At 73.6% G+C, this 17,087-nt stretch carries 12 protein-coding genes and 1 tRNA gene; 7 read left to right on the forward strand and 6 right to left on the reverse strand.

Annotated elements, in window-relative coordinates:
* Positions 1-176 precede the first annotated feature (176 nt).
* The 4 genes from J5O08_RS02955 (at position 177) to J5O08_RS02970 (ending at position 4,835) form a co-directional block, all read left to right on the forward strand.
* Positions 177-776, forward strand: coding sequence for a DUF2231 domain-containing protein (locus tag J5O08_RS02955; RefSeq protein ID WP_308160995.1), 600 nt, complete (start codon positions 177-179; stop codon positions 774-776).
* Positions 773-1,360 carry a hypothetical protein gene (locus J5O08_RS02960; protein WP_218705353.1) on the forward strand — a complete coding sequence of 196 codons (588 nt, stop codon included), beginning with the start codon at positions 773-775 and terminating at the stop codon, positions 1,358-1,360. Before J5O08_RS02955 ends, J5O08_RS02960 begins: the two co-directional genes overlap by 4 nt.
* Positions 1,361-1,411: 51 nt before the next feature.
* Positions 1,412-3,523, forward strand: coding sequence for an alpha-galactosidase (locus J5O08_RS02965; protein WP_218705354.1), 2,112 nt, complete (start codon positions 1,412-1,414; stop codon positions 3,521-3,523).
* Between the two features lie 97 nt (positions 3,524-3,620).
* Positions 3,621-4,835: a Fic family protein gene (locus J5O08_RS02970; RefSeq protein WP_218705355.1), complete on the forward strand. Its 1,215-nt coding sequence runs from the start codon at positions 3,621-3,623 to the stop codon at positions 4,833-4,835.
* A 4-nt stretch (positions 4,836-4,839) separates the two neighbouring features.
* Here the strand turns inward: J5O08_RS02970 and J5O08_RS02975 are convergent, their stop codons facing one another.
* Positions 4,840-5,475: a hypothetical protein gene (locus tag J5O08_RS02975; protein ID WP_218705356.1), complete on the reverse strand. Its 636-nt coding sequence runs from the start codon at positions 5,473-5,475 to the stop codon at positions 4,840-4,842.
* Between the two features lie 139 nt (positions 5,476-5,614).
* On the opposite strand from J5O08_RS02975, the gene J5O08_RS02980 reads away from it, so the two are divergent.
* Positions 5,615-6,199, forward strand: coding sequence for a GNAT family protein (locus J5O08_RS02980; RefSeq protein ID WP_308281294.1), 585 nt, complete (start codon positions 5,615-5,617; stop codon positions 6,197-6,199).
* Positions 6,200-6,241: 42 nt separating this feature from the next.
* Here the strand turns inward: J5O08_RS02980 and J5O08_RS02985 are convergent, their stop codons facing one another.
* Both J5O08_RS02985 and J5O08_RS02990 read right to left on the reverse strand, forming a co-directional pair.
* Entirely contained in the window at positions 6,242-7,558 is a 1,317-nt protein-coding gene (locus J5O08_RS02985) for a glycoside hydrolase family 3 N-terminal domain-containing protein (protein ID WP_218705357.1), read from the reverse strand.
* A gap of 276 nt (positions 7,559-7,834) precedes the next feature.
* Positions 7,835-7,907 (reverse strand) — tRNA-Lys (locus tag J5O08_RS02990).
* A gap of 1,111 nt (positions 7,908-9,018) precedes the next feature.
* Between J5O08_RS02990 and J5O08_RS02995 the strand changes: the two genes are divergently transcribed.
* The gene (locus J5O08_RS02995) at positions 9,019-10,074 is read left to right on the forward strand and encodes an AAA family ATPase (protein WP_218705358.1); all 1,056 of its coding nucleotides are present in this window, start codon (positions 9,019-9,021) and stop codon (positions 10,072-10,074) included.
* Between the two features lie 46 nt (positions 10,075-10,120).
* Positions 10,121-12,640, forward strand: a complete 2,520-nt coding sequence (locus J5O08_RS03000; protein ID WP_218705359.1) for a S8 family peptidase — start codon at positions 10,121-10,123, stop codon at positions 12,638-12,640.
* Positions 12,641-12,814: 174 nt separating this feature from the next.
* Here the strand turns inward: J5O08_RS03000 and J5O08_RS03005 are convergent, their stop codons facing one another.
* From J5O08_RS03005 to J5O08_RS03015, 3 genes are all read right to left on the reverse strand, one after another.
* Positions 12,815-14,410, reverse strand: coding sequence for a VWA domain-containing protein (locus J5O08_RS03005; RefSeq protein ID WP_255589178.1), 1,596 nt, complete (start codon positions 14,408-14,410; stop codon positions 12,815-12,817).
* Positions 14,411-14,601: 191 nt separating this feature from the next.
* On the reverse strand, positions 14,602-16,650 hold the full coding sequence (locus tag J5O08_RS03010) for a cation-translocating P-type ATPase (protein ID WP_218705361.1): 2,049 nt from the start codon (positions 16,648-16,650) through the stop codon (positions 14,602-14,604).
* The gene (locus J5O08_RS03015; RefSeq protein WP_218705362.1) at positions 16,647-17,036 is read right to left on the reverse strand and encodes a helix-turn-helix transcriptional regulator; all 390 of its coding nucleotides are present in this window, start codon (positions 17,034-17,036) and stop codon (positions 16,647-16,649) included. Before J5O08_RS03015 ends, J5O08_RS03010 begins: the two co-directional genes overlap by 4 nt.
* Positions 17,037-17,087: the final 51 nt, after the last annotated feature.

Below are 17,087 nucleotides of genomic sequence, written 5' to 3' on the forward strand. Positions count from 1 at the left end.
CACGCCGGGACGACGCAGGCCGGGGAGGTGCGGGCCGCGCCGATGCCGGACGCGGCGTCCAGCATGCGTCGGGGCTGGTCGGACCGCACCCGAGGCGCTCCCGCCGTGCGCTCGCGACCCGGCGGGGCGATGCTCGACCCCTGGACGCCCCCCGCCCCGGCCGACGAGGAGACACCGTGCACGCCGACGAGAGCCCCCTGCTGACCGCGACCCGCCGCCTGGAGCGCGCCACCGCCCTGGACGAGGCGGTCGACCGGGTGCAGCCCGTCGTCCTGAAGGCGCTGCGCACCAGCCCGCGGCTGGCGTCGCTGCTGCACGGCCGGCCGCTCGGCCACGCCGCGCACCCGCTGCTCACGGACGCGCCGATCGGCTTCTGGGTGAGCGCGACCGTCCTCGACCTGACCCCGGGCGGTGGGGACGGTCGCCGCCGCGCCGCCGACCGGCTGCTCGGGCTCGGCATCCTGTCCGCCGTGCCGGCCGCGGTCACCGGCCTCGCGGACTGGGCCGTCTCCGACCGGAAGACCCTCCGCGTCGGCACGGTGCACGGCTTCCTCAACAACGTCGCGCTCGGCCTCTACGGCACCTCCTGGCTGCTGCGCCGGCGCGGGCACCGGGGGCTCGGCGTCGCGGTCGCGCTCGGTGCCGGCGGCGTGCTCGGTGCCAGCGGCTACCTCGGCGGGCACATGGCGTCCCGGCTCGGCTCCCCGCCCACGTCGGCGTCGGGCCCGGCGGAGCCGGAGGGCCGCGAGGGCACGGCGGCAGACGCGACCGCGTGACGCAGCGGCGCACGGCCGTGGCGCTGCTGCTGCGCGGGCCCGGCGGCGTCGTGCGGGTGCTCGGGGTCGTGAGCGTGGTCGCCGCGGCGGTGGTGGACGGGCCGGTGGGGGCGGCGCTGCTGCTGCTGGTCCTGGCCGGGCTCGTGGTGCCGCCTGCCGTGGGGGCCGACCCGCGGCTCGACGCCGCGTACGGGGTCGGGCTGCTCGCGGCCGGCTGGGCGGGGGCGCTCGACCTCTACCAGCGGATCTCGTGGCTCGACGTCGTCATGCACCTGGTCGTCACCGGGCTGATCGCCGCCGTCGCGCACCTGGTGGTCGCGCGCGCCACGGGCGCCGTGGTCGACCCGGTCCTGCCGGCGGCCCGGCGTACGCATGTGGGCTCGGTCGGCGTGACGACCGCGCTCGGGCTCGGGCTCAGCGTGCTGTGGGAGGTGGGCGAGTACCTCGGGAACACCTACATCGACGCCTCGATCCACGTGGGGTACCGGGACACGATCGGGGACATGGCCCTCGGCGGGCTGGGATCGCTGGCCGCGGGGCTCCTGCTGGTCGGGGCGGGCGTCGTCGCGGGACGGCGCGCCTGACCTGGCAGAGTACGGAGGCGAACGCCGTCCCCTCGACGAAGCAGGGAACCGATGATCCACCATCTGCGCGCCGGGGGCGTCAGCCTCCTGGTCGACGCCCGCGGCACCTCGGTGCCGGCCGTGCTGCACTGGGGTGCCGACCTCGGGCACCTCGACGACGACGCCCTCGCGGCGCTGGCCGACGCGCTCGTGCCGCCCGTGCCGCCGAGCTCGGTCGACGACCCGCTGCGGCTCTCGCTGCTGCCGACCCTGTCCCAGGGCTGGTCGGGCCAGCAGGCGCTCGCCGTGCACCGGTCGGGCAGGCTCGACGTCGACCCCAGGCTGCTCTCCGTCGAGCGCCTGACCGTCGACTGGGACGACGTGCTGCGGGTGGACGTCGGCGACGCCGAGGCCGGCCTCGAGGTGCGCACCGAGCTGCGGCTGTCGCCCGAGGGCGTGCTCGCGGTCCGGCACGAGCTGCGGAACGTCGACGGCACCCCGCTGAACGTGGGCACCCTCGACGTCGTCCTGCCGGTCCCCGACCGCGCGCGCGAGGTCGCCGACCACACCGGCCTGTGGTCGCACGAGCGCCGGCCGCAGCGGCTGACGCCGGGGCACGGGGTGTGGCTGCGCGAGGCGCGGCACGGCCGGCCCGGGCACGACGACGCGTACCTGCTCGCCGCCGGGACGCCCGGGTTCGGCTTCCGGTCCGGCGAGGTGTGGACCGCGCACGTCGCCTGGAGCGGCGACCGCCGGCTCTGGGCCGAGCGCAACCCGCTCGGGCCGTCGGCCGTCGGCGGCGGCGAGCGGCTCGACCCGGGCGAGGTCGTGCTGGAGCCCGGCGAGGTGCTCGCCACGCCGTGGCTCGTCGCCACCTGGTCCGACGCGGGGATCGACGGCGCGAGCGACCGGCTGCACCGCCGGCACCGCCGCCGTCGCGGCCCGCTGCGCCCCCGCCCGCTCGTGCTCAACACCTGGGAGGCCGTCTACTTCGACCACGACCTGCCGACCCTCGCGCGCCTGGTCGACGCGGCCGCCGCGGCCGGGGTCGAGCGGTTCGTGCTCGACGACGGCTGGTTCCACGGCCGACGCGACGACCGCACCTCGCTCGGCGACTGGACGGTCGACGCCACCGTCTGGCCCGAGGGCCTGCACCCGCTCGCGACGCTCGTCCGCGACGCCGGGATGGAGCTCGGCCTGTGGGTCGAGCCCGAGATGGTCAGCGCCGACTCCGACCTGGCCCGGGCGCACCCCGAGTGGGTGCTCGGCCGGCCGTCGACGCCGGAGTGGCGGCACCAGCGCGTGCTCGACCTCGCCCAGCCGGGCGCCTGGGCGCACGTGCACGACGCCCTGGCGGCGCTGCTGCGCGAGTACCCGATCGCGTACCTGAAGTGGGACCACAACCGCGACCTGCTCGGCGGCTCCGCGCACCGGCAGACCGCGGCGCTGTACCGGCTGCTCGACGCGCTGCGGTCGGAGTTCCCGGGGGTCGAGATCGAGTCCTGCGCGTCCGGCGGAGGCCGCGTCGACCTCGGGATCCTGGACCGCGTCGACCGGTTCTGGCCGTCGGACACCAACGACCCGCTCGACCGCCAGGAGATCCACCGCTGGACGTCGGTGCTGGTCCCGCCGGAGCACCTGGGCGCGCACCTCGGCGACGCCCGCGCGCATACCACCGGGCGGTCGAGCGACCTGGGCTTCCGGTTCGCGACGGCGCTGTTCGGCCACGCCGGGATCGAGTGGGACCTGACCCGGGCGTCCGACGACGAGCGTGCCGCGGTCGCGACCTGGGCCGCCGCCTACCGGGACCTGCGCGGGCTGCTGCACGCGGGGACCGTCGTGCGGGCGGACGTCGCGGACCCGGCGCTCGCGGTGCACGGCGTCGTCGCGGAGGACCGGTCGGCGGCCGTCGTGGCGCTGGTGGCGCTGTCGGCGCCCGGGGTGTCCCGGCCCGCACCGGCGCGCGTGCCGGGGCTGGACCCCGAGTGGTCCTACCGGGTCGAGGTCCTGGACCTCGGGGCGGGCCTGCCGCGGGTGCTCGACGCCGGGGCGCCGGCGTGGTGGGACGCGGTCGTCGGGGGCGGATCCGTCGTGCTGCCCGGCCGGGCGCTCGCGGAGACGGGGCTGGCGTGGCCGCTGCTCACGCCGCAGCAGGCGGCGGTGCTGCGGCTGACGGCGGTGTGACGACGGGCGGCGCGACAACCGAGAACAGCGCGGCGCTTGTTCTCGCTTACCGCGATAAGCGAGAATAGTGCCGCCTCTCTTCTCGCTCAGGAGCCCGATGACCCAGGGTGCGCAGCACGCGCCGCCGGCCGCGTCGAACGACCCGGCCGGCGCCCGCGTGCCGCCGCACGGGTCCGAGGTCCTGCCGTGGACGTCGCGGTCCTCGCGGCGGACGGAGATCGACGAGTACCGGGCATCGATCCCCCCGCTGATCGCCGATGTCGACCTCCGGCCGTCGCGCACGCTCCTGGAGGCCGCGCGCCGCGCCCAGGTCGCGATCGGGGTCCTCGAGCGCGCCCACGCGGACCAGGTCGCGGCGCTGGAGCCGTTCCTGCTCCGCACGGAGGCCATCGCCTCCTCGCAGATCGAGGAGGAGCTCACGACGGTCGACCAGCTGGCGCGCGCGCAGTACGGCATCCGTGCACCGCGCACCGCGCGGACCGTGAAGGGGGCCATCGACGGGCTCGCGCTCCTCGTGGAACGCGCAGGCGGCGGGATCGTGCTGGACGACGTGCTGGCCGCGCACCGGCCGCTCATGGCGGACGACCCGCACGAGAAGTGGGACGCGGGCCGGCTCCGGACGGTGCAGAACTGGATCGGCGGTTCGAACCGCTCGCCGCGAGGCGCGGTGCACGTGCCGCCCGCACCCGCTCGTGTCCCGGAGCTGATGGACGACCTCATCCGGTTCGCCAGCCGGACCGACCTCGACCCGGTCGTGCAGGCGGCGGTCGTGCACGCGCAGTTCGAGTCGATCCACCCGTTCACCGACGGCAACGGGCGTCTCGGCCGCTCCCTCATCAACGCGGTGTGGCGGTTCCGCGGCGCGACACGGGAGATGGCCGTCCCGGTGGCCTCCGCCATCGTCGCCGACCGCGAGCACTACTTCGCGCTGGTGAACGGCTACCGCGACGGCGACGTCGAGCCGTTCGCCGCGTACCTGGCCGACGCGGCGTCGCGGGCGGTCGCGGCAGCCGAGGTGTCCGCGCAGCGGCTCCTGGCGCTCCCCGGCGAGTGGCAGGCTCGCGTACGCCCGCGCGCCGGGTCGGCGGTCGCCACCCTGCTGCCGCTGCTCGTCAGCCGTCCGGTGGTGGACGCGTCCGACGTGATGCGCCTGACCGGGGTCTCGTCCGCCCGGGCCTACGCGGCCGTCGAGAGGCTGGTCGAGGAGGACGTGCTGCGTCCGATCACCGAGTCCCGCCGCGACATGACCTGGGCGGCCGGCGAGGTGCTGGACGAGGCCGACCTGATGGTGGACCGGCTCCGAGGCGGGTGAGCGGTCAGCGCGCTCCCGCGCCCGCCCGCGCCGGGGCGGTCGCGGGCGCCGCCGGGTCCGCCGGGACCTTGCGGAAGATGATCTTGAGGATCGGGAAGAACACCACGAACGAGATCAGCGCGTTGATGATCATGGTGACGACGTCGGCGCCCGCCTCGCCGGTGCTGCCCCAGCGGTCGATCATCCAGCGGTAGATCGGCGCCTTGTAGAAGCCCTGCAGCCACGCGGCGGCGAAGGTGATGACGACGTACGCGAACGCGTACCAGGCGGCCGCCCGCCAGACGTTGGTGTCCGACTTGAACGTCACGTTGCGCTGCAGGAAGAAGTTGATGATCTGCGCGATCGCCAGCGTGATCTGCACGGCCAGGAAGTAGGCGAGCCCGCCGCCGCCCTCGGGCAGCGCACCCGCGGCGTAGTCGAAGATGAAGAAGGTGCTGCCGTCGGCGTTGGTGTTGACCCCGAGCACCTGGAACGCGGTGTCGACCAGGGGGGTCAGGCCGAACACCCACTTGAGCACGGGCATGAGCGCGAGCTGCAGGACCGTCATGGCCATGCTGATGCCGGTGAACAGGGCGAACTCCGCGACGGCGGGACGTGCCTCGGCGAAGCGCCGCCAGGCGCGGCGGGTGCGGCTGAACATGGGAGTCCTCCTGGCTCGGCGCGCCCGGTCCGTCCCGGGGCCGAGAACAGGTAAGCCGACCGGGGGGCCCGGCGGCGGTCGTCCGGCACAACCTGTCCGCGGGGGTCCACAGGCTGTCGGGCGCGGCTAGCCTGCCCGTGTGACCGCCCCGTACCTGGACGCCCCCTGGCCGATCACCACCGAGCACCTCCTGCTCCGCCCCGCGACGGCGGAGGACGCGTCGGCGGTCTGGGCCTACCGCCGGCTCCCCGAGGTCGCCCGGTGGATGACCGCGCTGCCGGACGACGAGCAGGCGTTCGCGGCGCGGTTCGTCGAGCCCGATCGCCTCGGCCCGACCCTCGTCGTCGAGCGGGACGGCGCCGTGGTCGGCGACCTCATGGTCCGCATCGAGGACGGCTGGGGTCAGACGGAGGTCGCCGAGCAGGCGAAGGGCACCCAGGCGGAGGTCGGCTGGGCGTTCGACCCCGCCGCGCAGGGCCGGGGCCTCGCGACCGAGGCGGTCCGCCGGCTGCTCGACGTCTGCTTCACCGACCTCCGCCTGCGGCGGCTCACCGCGCTGTGCTTCGCGGACAACGCGCCGTCCTGGCGGCTCATGGAGCGGGTCGGGATGCGGCGCGAGGGGGTGTACCGGGCGGACTCGCTGCACCGGGACGGGCGGTGGCTCGACTCGTACGCGTACGCGCTGCTGCGCGAGGAGTGGGCGGCCGCCGCGCCGCCGCGCTGAGCGCGGCGCCACGGCACGCGTGCCGGCTTCGGCAGCCCGGCGTCACGACGCCGGGCTGGCCGTCTCCGCCCCGGCGATCGCGCCGGCTCCGGCGCCCGCGGCCAGCCGCGGCAGCTCCACGTCGAGGCACGACATCGCCACGGGGTCGCCGCCCGCCAGCGCGGTGACGCGCGCCGCAGCCTCCGAAAGCCGGGCCTCGGGCAGCTGCCCGGAGCGGACCGCGGCCACGAGGCCGTCGCGCATCCGGGTGGCGTGGTTGCCGTCGGTCGCGAGGACCGCGTCGGCTCCGGCGGACACCGCCTGCACGGCGGCGTCGGGGAAGTCCCAGCGGAGGTTGACGGCGCCCATCCCGACCGAGTCCGTCATCGCGACCCCTTCGAAGCCCATGTCGCGCAGCAGGGCGTAGGCGCGCGGGCTGAGCGATGCGGGCAGATCCGGGTCGAGCGCCGCGTACTGCAGGTGGTTGAGCATGACGACGGGCGCTCCGGCGTCGACGGCCGCCTGGAACGGCGCCAGGTCGGTCGTCGCGAGCTCGTCGAGGCCCGCCTCGACCAGCGACGACTCGCGGTGCGAGTCGACCGCCGACCGCCCGTGCCCCGGGAAGTGCTTGACCGCCGATGTCACGCCCGCGTCGTCGAGCCCGTTCGCGTAGGCGAGCCCGTAGGTGGCCGCCGCCTGGGGGTCGGCGCTGAAGGACCGGTCGCCGATCACGCCCGTCGCTGGGCCGTCGTCCAGGTCGAGCACCGGCGCGAGGTCCAGGTCCACGCCGACGCCGGCCAACACCCGGCCGGTCTTCGCCGCCCGGGCGCGGACCTCGTCGGGCGACTCCTCCCGGGCCATGCGCCGCGGCGACGGACCTGCGCCGACGACCTGGCGCATGTGCGCCACGCGGCCGGACTCCTCGTCGGTGGACACCAGCAGCGGCCGGCCCGCCGCGGCGCGCAGACCGGTGGTGAGCGCCGACACCTGCTCGGCGCTCCGGGCGTTCCCGCCCGCCAGGAACACACCGCCGACGCCGAGCCCGACGACCTGCTGCGCGAGCGCGTCGTCCGCGCGCGTCACGCCGGGCAGCCCGACGACGAGCACCGCGGCGGCGCGGGCCTCCAGGGGTTGGGGGGTGCACGTGGGAGTCGGGGCGGGCGGTTCCGACGTCGGCGCTTCGGCGCGGTCGGCGGCCTCGGTGACCGCGGGCGCGGGGCCTGTCGGGTCGCCCTCCGTCGCCCAGGCGAGGGGCACGGCGGTCGCCGCCGCGGCGACCAGCGCGGTGAGCAGGACCGCAGACCCCCGACGGGACCGCCGAGCGTGCCGGGCGTGCTGCGGCGACCGGTCGGACGGGCCGGGGGTCGTCGGGAGGCTCACCACGGCAGGCTACGTGGGTGGGCCCGTGGGGATCTCACCCACGACCCCGCAGATGGTGCCCCCCCGGGTCGGGAGACGGCTTTCGGCGGCTCAGCTGCCACGCTTGCCCGCCCACGAGTGTTACAGGGAGCACGGGTGTCTCCATACGGTGACATCGCGTCTGGTGTCAGCGCATGCTGACATCTCGCACGACGTCGACACCCGCTGATTTGGCTTGCCAGCCTCACCTCACTGGCTGGTCCTCGGTTTCGGACCGGCGCTGGGTTGCCGTTGAGGTGGGCCCCGTGGGGATCGAACCCACAACCCGCGGATTAAAAGTCCGCTGCTCTGCCAGTTGAGCTAGAGGCCCAGGAGGTGAGGGGATTCATCGGAGGAGTCCCCGGGACAACTCCCGTGTCGGCCGGGGCGGCGTGACGTCGCCCCAAACCTACGAAGTCGAAGGTACCGCCTCCCCACGGCGTCGTCCGACCCGCGGCGGTGGTGAGGACCACCGACCATGGAGATCGGGGTAAGGGATCTGCGGCATGACGAGGCGCGCGTTGCGGTCGTGACGGTTCGAAAGCTAGCGACGCGGCAACGCCATGACCTCGAGGTCGCTGTTCCAGTCGCCGGCCGGGGTGATGCGCTGCCGCCCGGCCACGCGGGCGATCGTGGCTCGGTTGCACGCCTCGCCCGCCACGCCTTGGCACCCGCGGGACATCAGCAGCACCGACCGTCCCGCTGCCGCCGCGAGTTCGGAAGCTGAAGCAGCGGTGCCTCTTGGATGCGCCGCCGCTCCATGGGAAGGGCGCCGTGGCGCCTGTCAATCGCGAGTGTTCCGCGGCGGAACGCCCGCAGTGACTTCCTGGTGGCGCAGCGGTTGGCATCACCAGAGCCTGCTCTCGCGCTCAGCGCGCCGCCGGCCGCGGCGATGCTGCTCGAGCCGGAGCGGAATGCGCGGTCACAAGGGAGAGCAAACACCAGGACGCGATCGGGACATGGCTCGGGCCGGTGTGGGCCACGCTGCACGCGGCGCAAGTTGAGCGGGGCGCATCTGCCGGTTCGCAGACGCCCGAGGTGCGGGTCGACGGCTGGAGGGTCGGCGTGCTCACGACCGGACATGAGGGGCGCGGTGTGGGCCGCAGCTGACTCGCGGCCAGGTCGTGCCGTGCGAAGCCGAGATCTTCCAGGGCGGACCGTGATCGCGGTCCGGATCTTCGTGCTGAGCACGGACTCGTTCAGGTTGGTTCGAACGACTCAGGCGGGCGTCGCATGCGGGGCGGCGTAGCCGGTCGACGACGCAAGCGGCGCATCGGCGATCTAAGGCGCTCAGGTCACACCACCTACTGCTTGCTCGGGGCGCGCGATGTCGGACCACGGTGGGACGCTTCAGCCGGTCTGGTCTGACCCTGAAGTGGTCCGGAGGAGCCCGTGGCGGGCGAACGCGAAGCTCGATAGCCGTACGCTGACCGCAACGGTTGATGCCGACGCTCGTCGGCCAGAAGGGGAGTGGGGACGTGGCGCGGAGCGCTCTACTCAGGGCTCTGTTCACCTCGTGGGCGGCGGGTAGCGACTCATCCTTCCTGGCAGCAGCCCGGTCCATCATCGACGAGGAGCGAACGAAGGGGCACCGGCTACTCGCGGGGGAGCTTGAAGATGCGTTGAGCGATCCGCGTCGTCCCGGCGCCCGTGAGCCGCTATCGATGCGACCCGTGCCCAAGGGGCGAGACGAGAGACCGCTCCTCAGCCTGACGAAGGCGCGCTGGACGTTCGCCGATCTCGCATACTCCGCAGACGCAGCGGCGGAGCTCCGAGACCTCGTAGCAGAGAACGAGCGGCGCAGCCTGTTGGTGACTCACGCGATGCGTCCGCGGCAGCGAGTACTTCTCGTCGGCCCGTCGGGTACTGGTAAGACTGCCGCCGCGCACGCCATCGCGGCCCAGTTGAGCCTTCCGGTGGCGTCGGCGAATCTCGCGGCGCTCACGTCGTCCTACCTCGGAGAAACTGCTCGCAACATCGAGTCGGTTGTAAGGTTTGCTGAGACGACACCGTGCGTCCTGGTCCTAGACGAGTTCGACGCGCTCGCATCCGAACGGGCGCTCCCGGGAGACCACGGCGAGTTGAGACGCGTCGTCGCTACTGTCCTCCAAGTGTTGGAGGACGTGCGCGGGGAATCGCTCGTGGTTGCAACCAGCAACCACCCGCAGATGCTCGATTCGGCCGTGTGGCGGCGATTCGATGAGGTCATCCGACTGACCCACCCGGGACGGGACACGATTCACACCTTGCTTCGACTGCGACTGAGCGACTGGGCCGGGACGCTGGACCTGGAAGCGTGGTCGGAGCGCCTTCAGGGGTCATCCGCCGCGGAGGTGGAGCTCATCTGCATGGACGCGCTGCGTCACTCGATACTCGACGAGCGGTCGCAGGTCTCAGACGCGCACCTCGAGGCGGCGATCCTCCGGTTGAACGCACGCAAGTCGGCTGTTCGCGCCGCTGAGGGCGAGAACCACCCGGCTGGTGCAGTGATGTCATAGCGCGTTTGGCGCTGAGTGGTGGCCACCTGGGCGTACGTTCACTTGCGTGACCCAGGGGATGCTCGATGTGCCGGACGGCCAGCACGTTCATCTGCGTCTGCATCGGCAGGTGGTCTCGGGGCCCCGGGTCATGCGACCCGGTGGGGGCACGCGCGAGGTGCACTTCCCGGACCAACCTGCGCACGCTCGGGCGCTCCGCAAGGACATCACGCAACTGCGAGCGATCCACGCGAAGCGGGCAAACGTGCTCGGTGTTGAACCGGAGAACGTCGCGGTCCTCACCTTCTCGGGGGCCACGCCACCGGAACTGAAGAGCTTGAACGCTGCAGGCCTGACGGTGCTCGACTGGTTCGCCGACCGTGTAGTGGTCACTTCCTCGAACGACCCAGAGCTTTCTGCGCTGGTTGAGCGGCTGGACAAGTACCAGACCGGCCCGCGGCCAGCCGATCCGAACACCGACGAGGAGCTCACGGAGGCAACCTCAGCCACGGATCCAGCGGAACGAACAGCGCCGAACCAGGCGCTGTTCGACCGCATCGAGCACATCCGCGCACTCGGCCCTGACGAGATTCTCAGCCCCGCTGCCGCCGTAGCGATCGAGGCCGCAGGTCTCACGGACGTCGTCACTCTCGACCTGCAGTGCTGGTGTCCTGAGGAGGAGTCCGAGGCGAGGTCCCGACACGAGCGGACGATCAACGCCGTCCAGCGCGGCGGCGGAGTGGTGCTGGACAGCACGGTTCGGCATCGCAGTGGGCTATCCCTGATCCGGGTGGACGTGACCGCGGCGCTCGCCGGCACCTTGGTCGGCCTCCCGGACGTCCGCCGCATCGACCTGATCCCGCGTCCGCTGATCACCCAGCTCGAGGCCACGATGTGGGGAGCTGACCGGCTACCTCCAGTGCTCGCGCCTGCGCCCGATGCGCCCCTCATCGCGGTCGTCGACAGCGGGGTGCGGTCCTCGCACCCACTGCTTGCCCCTGCATTCGCCGACGCGCTCGCGGCGAACGGACTCGAGCCGGGACGTGATGGCGACGGACACGGCACGTTCGTAGCGAGCCTCGCGCTCTATGGCAGTCTTGAAACGCTGCTCGAACACTGGAGAGAACCCATCGCTCCCGCTGGTCGGCTCCTAAGCGTCAGAGTTCTGGACGACCATGGGGCTTTTCCCACGGAGGAGCTCTGGGAGAACGATCTGATGTGGGCGCTGGAGGCAGCCGCCGACGAGGGCGCGAAGATCATCAACCTCTCGATCGGCGATTCGAGGAGGCCATACACGCCCTCCCGTCCGACGCCGCTCGCGGCTACGGTCGATGACTTCATCCGTCGCCGTGGCGTTGTGGTCGTGATCAGCGCGGGCAACATGAGCCTGGACAGCTACGACGGAGACCTGGAAGGGCGGGACTTTACGGAGCGAGTCCTCGAGTTCGAGGGTGCCGGACTACTCGATCCTGCGACGAGCGCCTTGGCCCTGACGGTTGGAGCCTTGGGCGGCGACGACGGGCAGGGCGTGCGCCCAGCACGGACCCAGATTGACCAGGTGCCTTTCGGTAGGCCCGACGTACCGTCTCCGGTCACCCGCAGGGGACCCGGCGCGGCGAACATGGTGAAGCCTGAAGCTGTGATGCCCGGCGGCCACCTGGTGTACACGCACACCGATCGATCACCCCGCACATCGCCGGGGACCAGTGTGATCGGCGCGAACGGCACGGACCCTTCCAAGCTCTTGGCGCACGACGTCGGCACCAGCTACGCGGCGCCGCTTGTCGCGCACGTCGCCGCCACCGCGATGGCAGCAAACCCGACGCTGAGCGGCCGAGCGATCCGCGCACTCGTCCTGGCGTCGATCCGGCCGCTCGAGCATTACCTGGTGCCGGAGGTCGCGGCCAACGCTGAGCGCGAGCGTCGACTGAGCGGCTACGGGCGTCCAGACGCGCGTCGGGCAGCGCACTCAACCGACCACCGGGCCGTCCTCATCGCCGAGGAGCGTCTCCAAGTCAACAACGTGCATCTGTACGTCGTCCCCGTGCCGACGAGCTTCTTCGCCTCGGGCGGCTCCCTTCGGATCACCGCGACCTTGGCGTTCGATCCTGACACTCGCCCTACGCGTCTCGACTACCTGGGCTCGCGCATGCAGGTCCACGTGTACCGAGGCGTCACAGTCGACGAAGTGGCGGACGCGTACTTCGCCGAGCGACAGGCCCCCGCCCCTGCGGTTGAGTCGCTGGACCCGGATCAGGCACCGGATGACGTGCAGTCCGAAGGCCCCGCGCCCCTCAGCAAGTTTCAGCTCAAGCTGCAGCCGTCGCCGATGTACCGCAGCCGCGGTGCGCATATCTTCGCAACGCTCGGGCGATCCACCCGGCTGAAGCCCGAAGGAGGCGAGCAGTTCGTCGTCGCCGTGCAGAGCATGAACCGCTGGCGCAGCCCAGAGGCGACCGACGACTACGCGCTGTGTCTTGTGCTCGAGCGCGACGTCGAACACGGAGCGGTGTACGCCGACCTTCGCGCACGCCTCGAGGTCCAGGGCGCAGCCGAGATTCGAGGCGAGGCTGAGATCGAGCTGTAGCAGCACTGCACTGCGCCGTGTCCAGCAACCCCGCTGGCACGAGTTAACCGCCTCACGTCCAGAGGCCCGGGAGGCGCGGGTTCCCCGGTGGGGTCCCCGCAGCGTCCCGTGCCGCCCGGGTCTGCGCACCGCAGCCCCGGTCGACGACGTCGAAGGTACCGCGTCGGCGCGCCCTCAGCCCGCGACCTGCTCGTACCGCTCGATGAGCCCGACGAACTCCGACCGCAGCCCGTACGGGTCCTCCCCGAGCGCCTCCGCGGCCCGGTCGCGGGCGCGGCCCGGGTCGGCACCGTCGGCGTACGCGGACCCCGACGCGACGAGGCCGAACTCCGCGACCGCGGACGCGAACCGGAAGTCCGCGCCGGGGGAGCGGGTGTACGCGTCCGCGCCGGCGGGGACGACGACCTCGGTGCTCTCGGTCGCCCCGGGGTCCTTGTAGCGCACGTGCACGGTGAGGAAGTCGTCGGAGCCGCGCGTCTTGCGGTCCTGGTAGTCGAGGTCGTCGCCGCTCCCGTCCTCGCGCCCGGCCGGCACCAGCTCGTAGAACGCCGTGACCGAGTGCCCGGCGCCGACGTCGCCGGCGTCCTTCGTGTCGTCGTCGAAGTCCTCGTCCTCCAGGCGGCGGTTGTCGTAGCCCAGCAGCCGGTACTGCGAGACGGTCGCCGGGTTGAGCTCGACCTGGAGCTTGAGGTCCTGGGCGACGACGAACATGGTCGAGTCGAACTCGTCCACCAGGACCTTGCGCGCCTCGTCGAGGGTGTCGATGTACGCGTAGTTGCCGTTCCCGTGGTCGGCGATGGCCTCCATGGTGCTGTCCTTGAGGTTGCCCATGCCGAACCCGAGGACCGAGATGTGCACGCCGGTCCGGGCGTGCTCCTCGATGAGGTCGGTGAGCTGCTCGGGCGTCGACGGGCCGACGTTGAAGTCGCCGTCGGTGGCCAGGATCACGCGGTTGTTGCCGCCCTCGACGAAGTTCTTCGTCGCGAGCTCGTACGCGGTCTCCAGGCCTCGTGCCCCGCCGGTCGAGCCGCCGGCGCTGAGCTCGCGCAGGATCCCCACGAGCGTGCGCCGCTCGCTGCCCGGCACCGAGTCCGCGAGCACGGTGTCGCTGCCGGCGTACGTCACGATCGAGACGGTGTCGTCCTCGTCGAGCTGCTCGACCAGGAGCTCGAACGACCGGGCGAGCAGCGGCAGCTTGTCCGGCTCGTCCATGGAGCCGGACACGTCGAGCAGGAAGACGACGTTGTTGCCCCGGCTCGTCGGGACGGCGTCCGTCGCCTGGACGCCGATCATCGCCAGCTGGTGGTCCGGGTCCCACGGCGCGTCCGCCACCTGGGTCGTCACCGTGAACGGGTCCTCGGCGTCGGGCGCCGGGGCCGGGTAGTCGTAGTCGAAGTAGTTGACGAGCTCCTCGATCCGCACGCCCTGCGGCTGGGTGCCCTGCGTGAGCTGCCGGCGCAGGTTGCTGTACGAGGCGGTGTCGACGTCCGAGGCGAACGTCGACAGCGGGCTGGTCGCGACGTCCTGGAACGGCTGCTCCGGGGAGTCGTCGTACTCCTCCTGAGGCTCGGTCGGGGCGTAGGGCCACGGGTCGGGCGCGTACGCGTCGTCCTGCGCGACCTCCTGCCCGTAGGAGGCGTCGCTCGCACCGCCGTTGCTGCACGCGCCGAGCGCCCCCAGCGCGAGCACGGCGGTCGCGGCGACGAGGCGGTGCCTCGAGCGCCGCGCGGATCCGGGGCGGGCAGTTTCCGTCGACGTCCGATCGCGCATGAGATCCCCCTCCATCGTCCGATGGACGGCATGCTTCCGGCTCGCTGACCAGCGCGAACAGCACGGGACGGTCACGCGACCGTACCGGTCCGGTCACGGCGCGCCCCCGGCCACCCGTTCGGGCGACCCCCGAGCCGTCCGCGGGGGCCGGTCGGGGGACGGGTGCGTCACGCCGGCCACGCCGGCCGGGCTCACGCGGCGGCAGCGGCCCGCGCCACCTCGGCGCGGGTCGGCCGCGCGTCCTCGGCCGGCGGGGTGCGCGGCGCGCGGGCGGCCCGGACGCCGTTGAGGATCACGACCACCTCGGCGACCTCGTGGACCAGCACGACGCCCGCCAGCCCGAGGGCGCCGGTCAGCGCGAGCGGGAGCAGGGCGACGATGATGAGCAGCGCGAGGGCGATGTTCCCGGTCATGATGCGGCGCCCGCGGCGGGCGTGCGCGAGCGCCCGGGGGAGCAGCCGCAGGTCGTTGCCGGTGAACGCGACGTCGGCGGACTCGACGGCGGCGGCCGTGCCGGTGGCGCCCATCGCGATGCCGACGTCGGCGGCGGCCAGCGCGGGGGCGTCGTTGACGCCGTCGCCGACCATGGCGGTGCCGGCGCCGAGGCGGGTGACCGCCTCGGCCTTGTCCTGCGGGCGCTGCTCGGCGCGGACGTCCGCGAGGCCCGCGGCCGCGGCGAGGGCGCGGGCGGTGCGGGTGTTGTCGCCGGTGAGCATGACGGTCCGCAGGCCCGCGGCGTGCAGGGCCGCGACGGCCTCGGCGGCCTCGGGGCGGAGCTCGTCGCGGATGCCGACGACGCCGACGGTGCGCCCGTCGGCCCGCACGACGACGGTGGTCATCCCGGCCGACTCCATCGCGTCGAGGGCTCCGGCCAGGGGGCCGGCGTCGAGCCAGCGGGTCGACCCGACCTCGACGCGCACGCCGTCGACCGTGCCGGTGACGCCGTGCCCCGGCTCCTCGACGACGTCCGCGGCGGGTGCGGCGGACGGCACGGCGGCGAGCACGGCCCCGGCCAGGGGGTGGGCGCTCCGGGCCTCGACCGCCGCGGCCCAGGCCAGGACCTGGGCGGCGGCGACGCCGTCGACGGTGCGGGTCTCGACGACCTCGGGACGGTTGCGGGTCAGTGTGCCGGTCTTGTCGAGCGCGACCGTGCGCACGGCGCCGAGCTGCTCGAACGCCTCGCCGGACGTGATGACGACGCCGAACCGGCTCGCCGACCCGATCGCGGAGATGACGGTCACGGGCACGGCGATCGCGAGGGCGCACGGCGACGCCGCCACGAGCACCACGAGCGCCCGGTCGATCCAGACGCCGGGGTCGCCGAGCAGCGAGCCCAGCACCGCGACCAGCGCCGCCGCGACCAGGACGGCCGGGACCAGCGGGCGCGCGATGCGGTCGGCGAGCCGGGCGCGCTCGCCCTTGCGGGCGTGCGCCTCCTCGACGAGCCGGACGATGGTCGTCAGCGAGTTGTCCCGGCCGTCGGCGGTCGCCTCGACCTCGAGCGCGCCCGTGCCGTTGACGGCACCGGCGGGCACGGCGTCGCCGGGCCCGACCTCGACCGGGATGGACTCGCCGGTGACCGCCGAGGTGTCCACGGCGCTGCGCCCGGACACCACGACGCCGTCGGTGGCGACGCGCTCGCCGGGGCGCACCGCGAGCACGTCGAGCTCGCGGACGTCGGCGGCCGGCACGACGACCTCGCTGGACATCCGAGAGATCCGGGCCGTCTCGGGCATCAGGGCGAGCAGCGCCCGCAGGCCGTGCTTCGCGCGGTCCATCGCGCGGTCCTCGAGCGCCTCCGCGATCGAGAACAGGAACGCCAGCGCGGCGGCCTCGGCGACGTGCCCGAGCAGCACGGCGCCGACCGCGGCGATGGTCATCAGCAGGCCGACGCCGAGGCGGCGGCGGGCCAGGCGGCGCAGGGCCCCGGGCACGAAGGTCCACGCCCCGGCGGCGAGCCCGAGCGCGAACGCGGCCGTGCTCGGGACGGTCCCGGCGCCGGACCGGTCCAGGAGGTGGCCCACCAGCAGCAGGAGGCCTGACGCGGCCGGCAGCCGCAGCGCGGCGTCCCGCCACCACGGCGCGAGCTCCTCGTGCTGCTCGTCGTGCGCGGCGGGTTCGTCGTGGTCGCAGCAGTCGTCCGGCTCGGCCGCCGGGGGCGGGCTGCCCGCGGGCCGGATCCCGATCGACAGGGAGGGGCGCGGGGCGTCGTCCTCGGGCCCGCAGCACTCGCGGCTCACGCGCGCACCTCCGCCGCGGTCGTGGGCGCGTCCGGCTCGCACGCGGCGCAGCACCCCGGCACGTCGCAGGTCGCGCTGGTGCAGGGTTCGCCCTCGTCGACGGCGAGGACCACGTCGACCAGGGACGTCAGCGCGTGGGTCAGGTGGGGGTCGGCGACGGCGTACCGCGTGCGGCGGCCCTCGGCGTCGGCTACGACCAGCCCGCAGCCGCGCAGGCACGCGAGGTGGTTGGACACGTTCGACCGCGTCATGCCCAGGTCCGCGGCCAGCTCGGCCGGGTAGGCGGGCCCGACGGCGAGGGCGGCCAGGATCCGGGCGCGGCTCGGGTCGGCCAGCGCGCGGCCGAGCCGGGTGAGGACGTCGAGGCGCGGCGCAGTGGTCAGCATGCGCTGAACAGTACAGCGCGTGCTGTATCGACCGAGGGGGTGGCGTGGCAG

The sequence above is a fragment of the Cellulomonas sp. PS-H5 genome (assembly GCF_019265565.1).
In the GTDB taxonomy this organism is placed as follows: domain Bacteria; phylum Actinomycetota; class Actinomycetes; order Actinomycetales; family Cellulomonadaceae; genus Cellulomonas.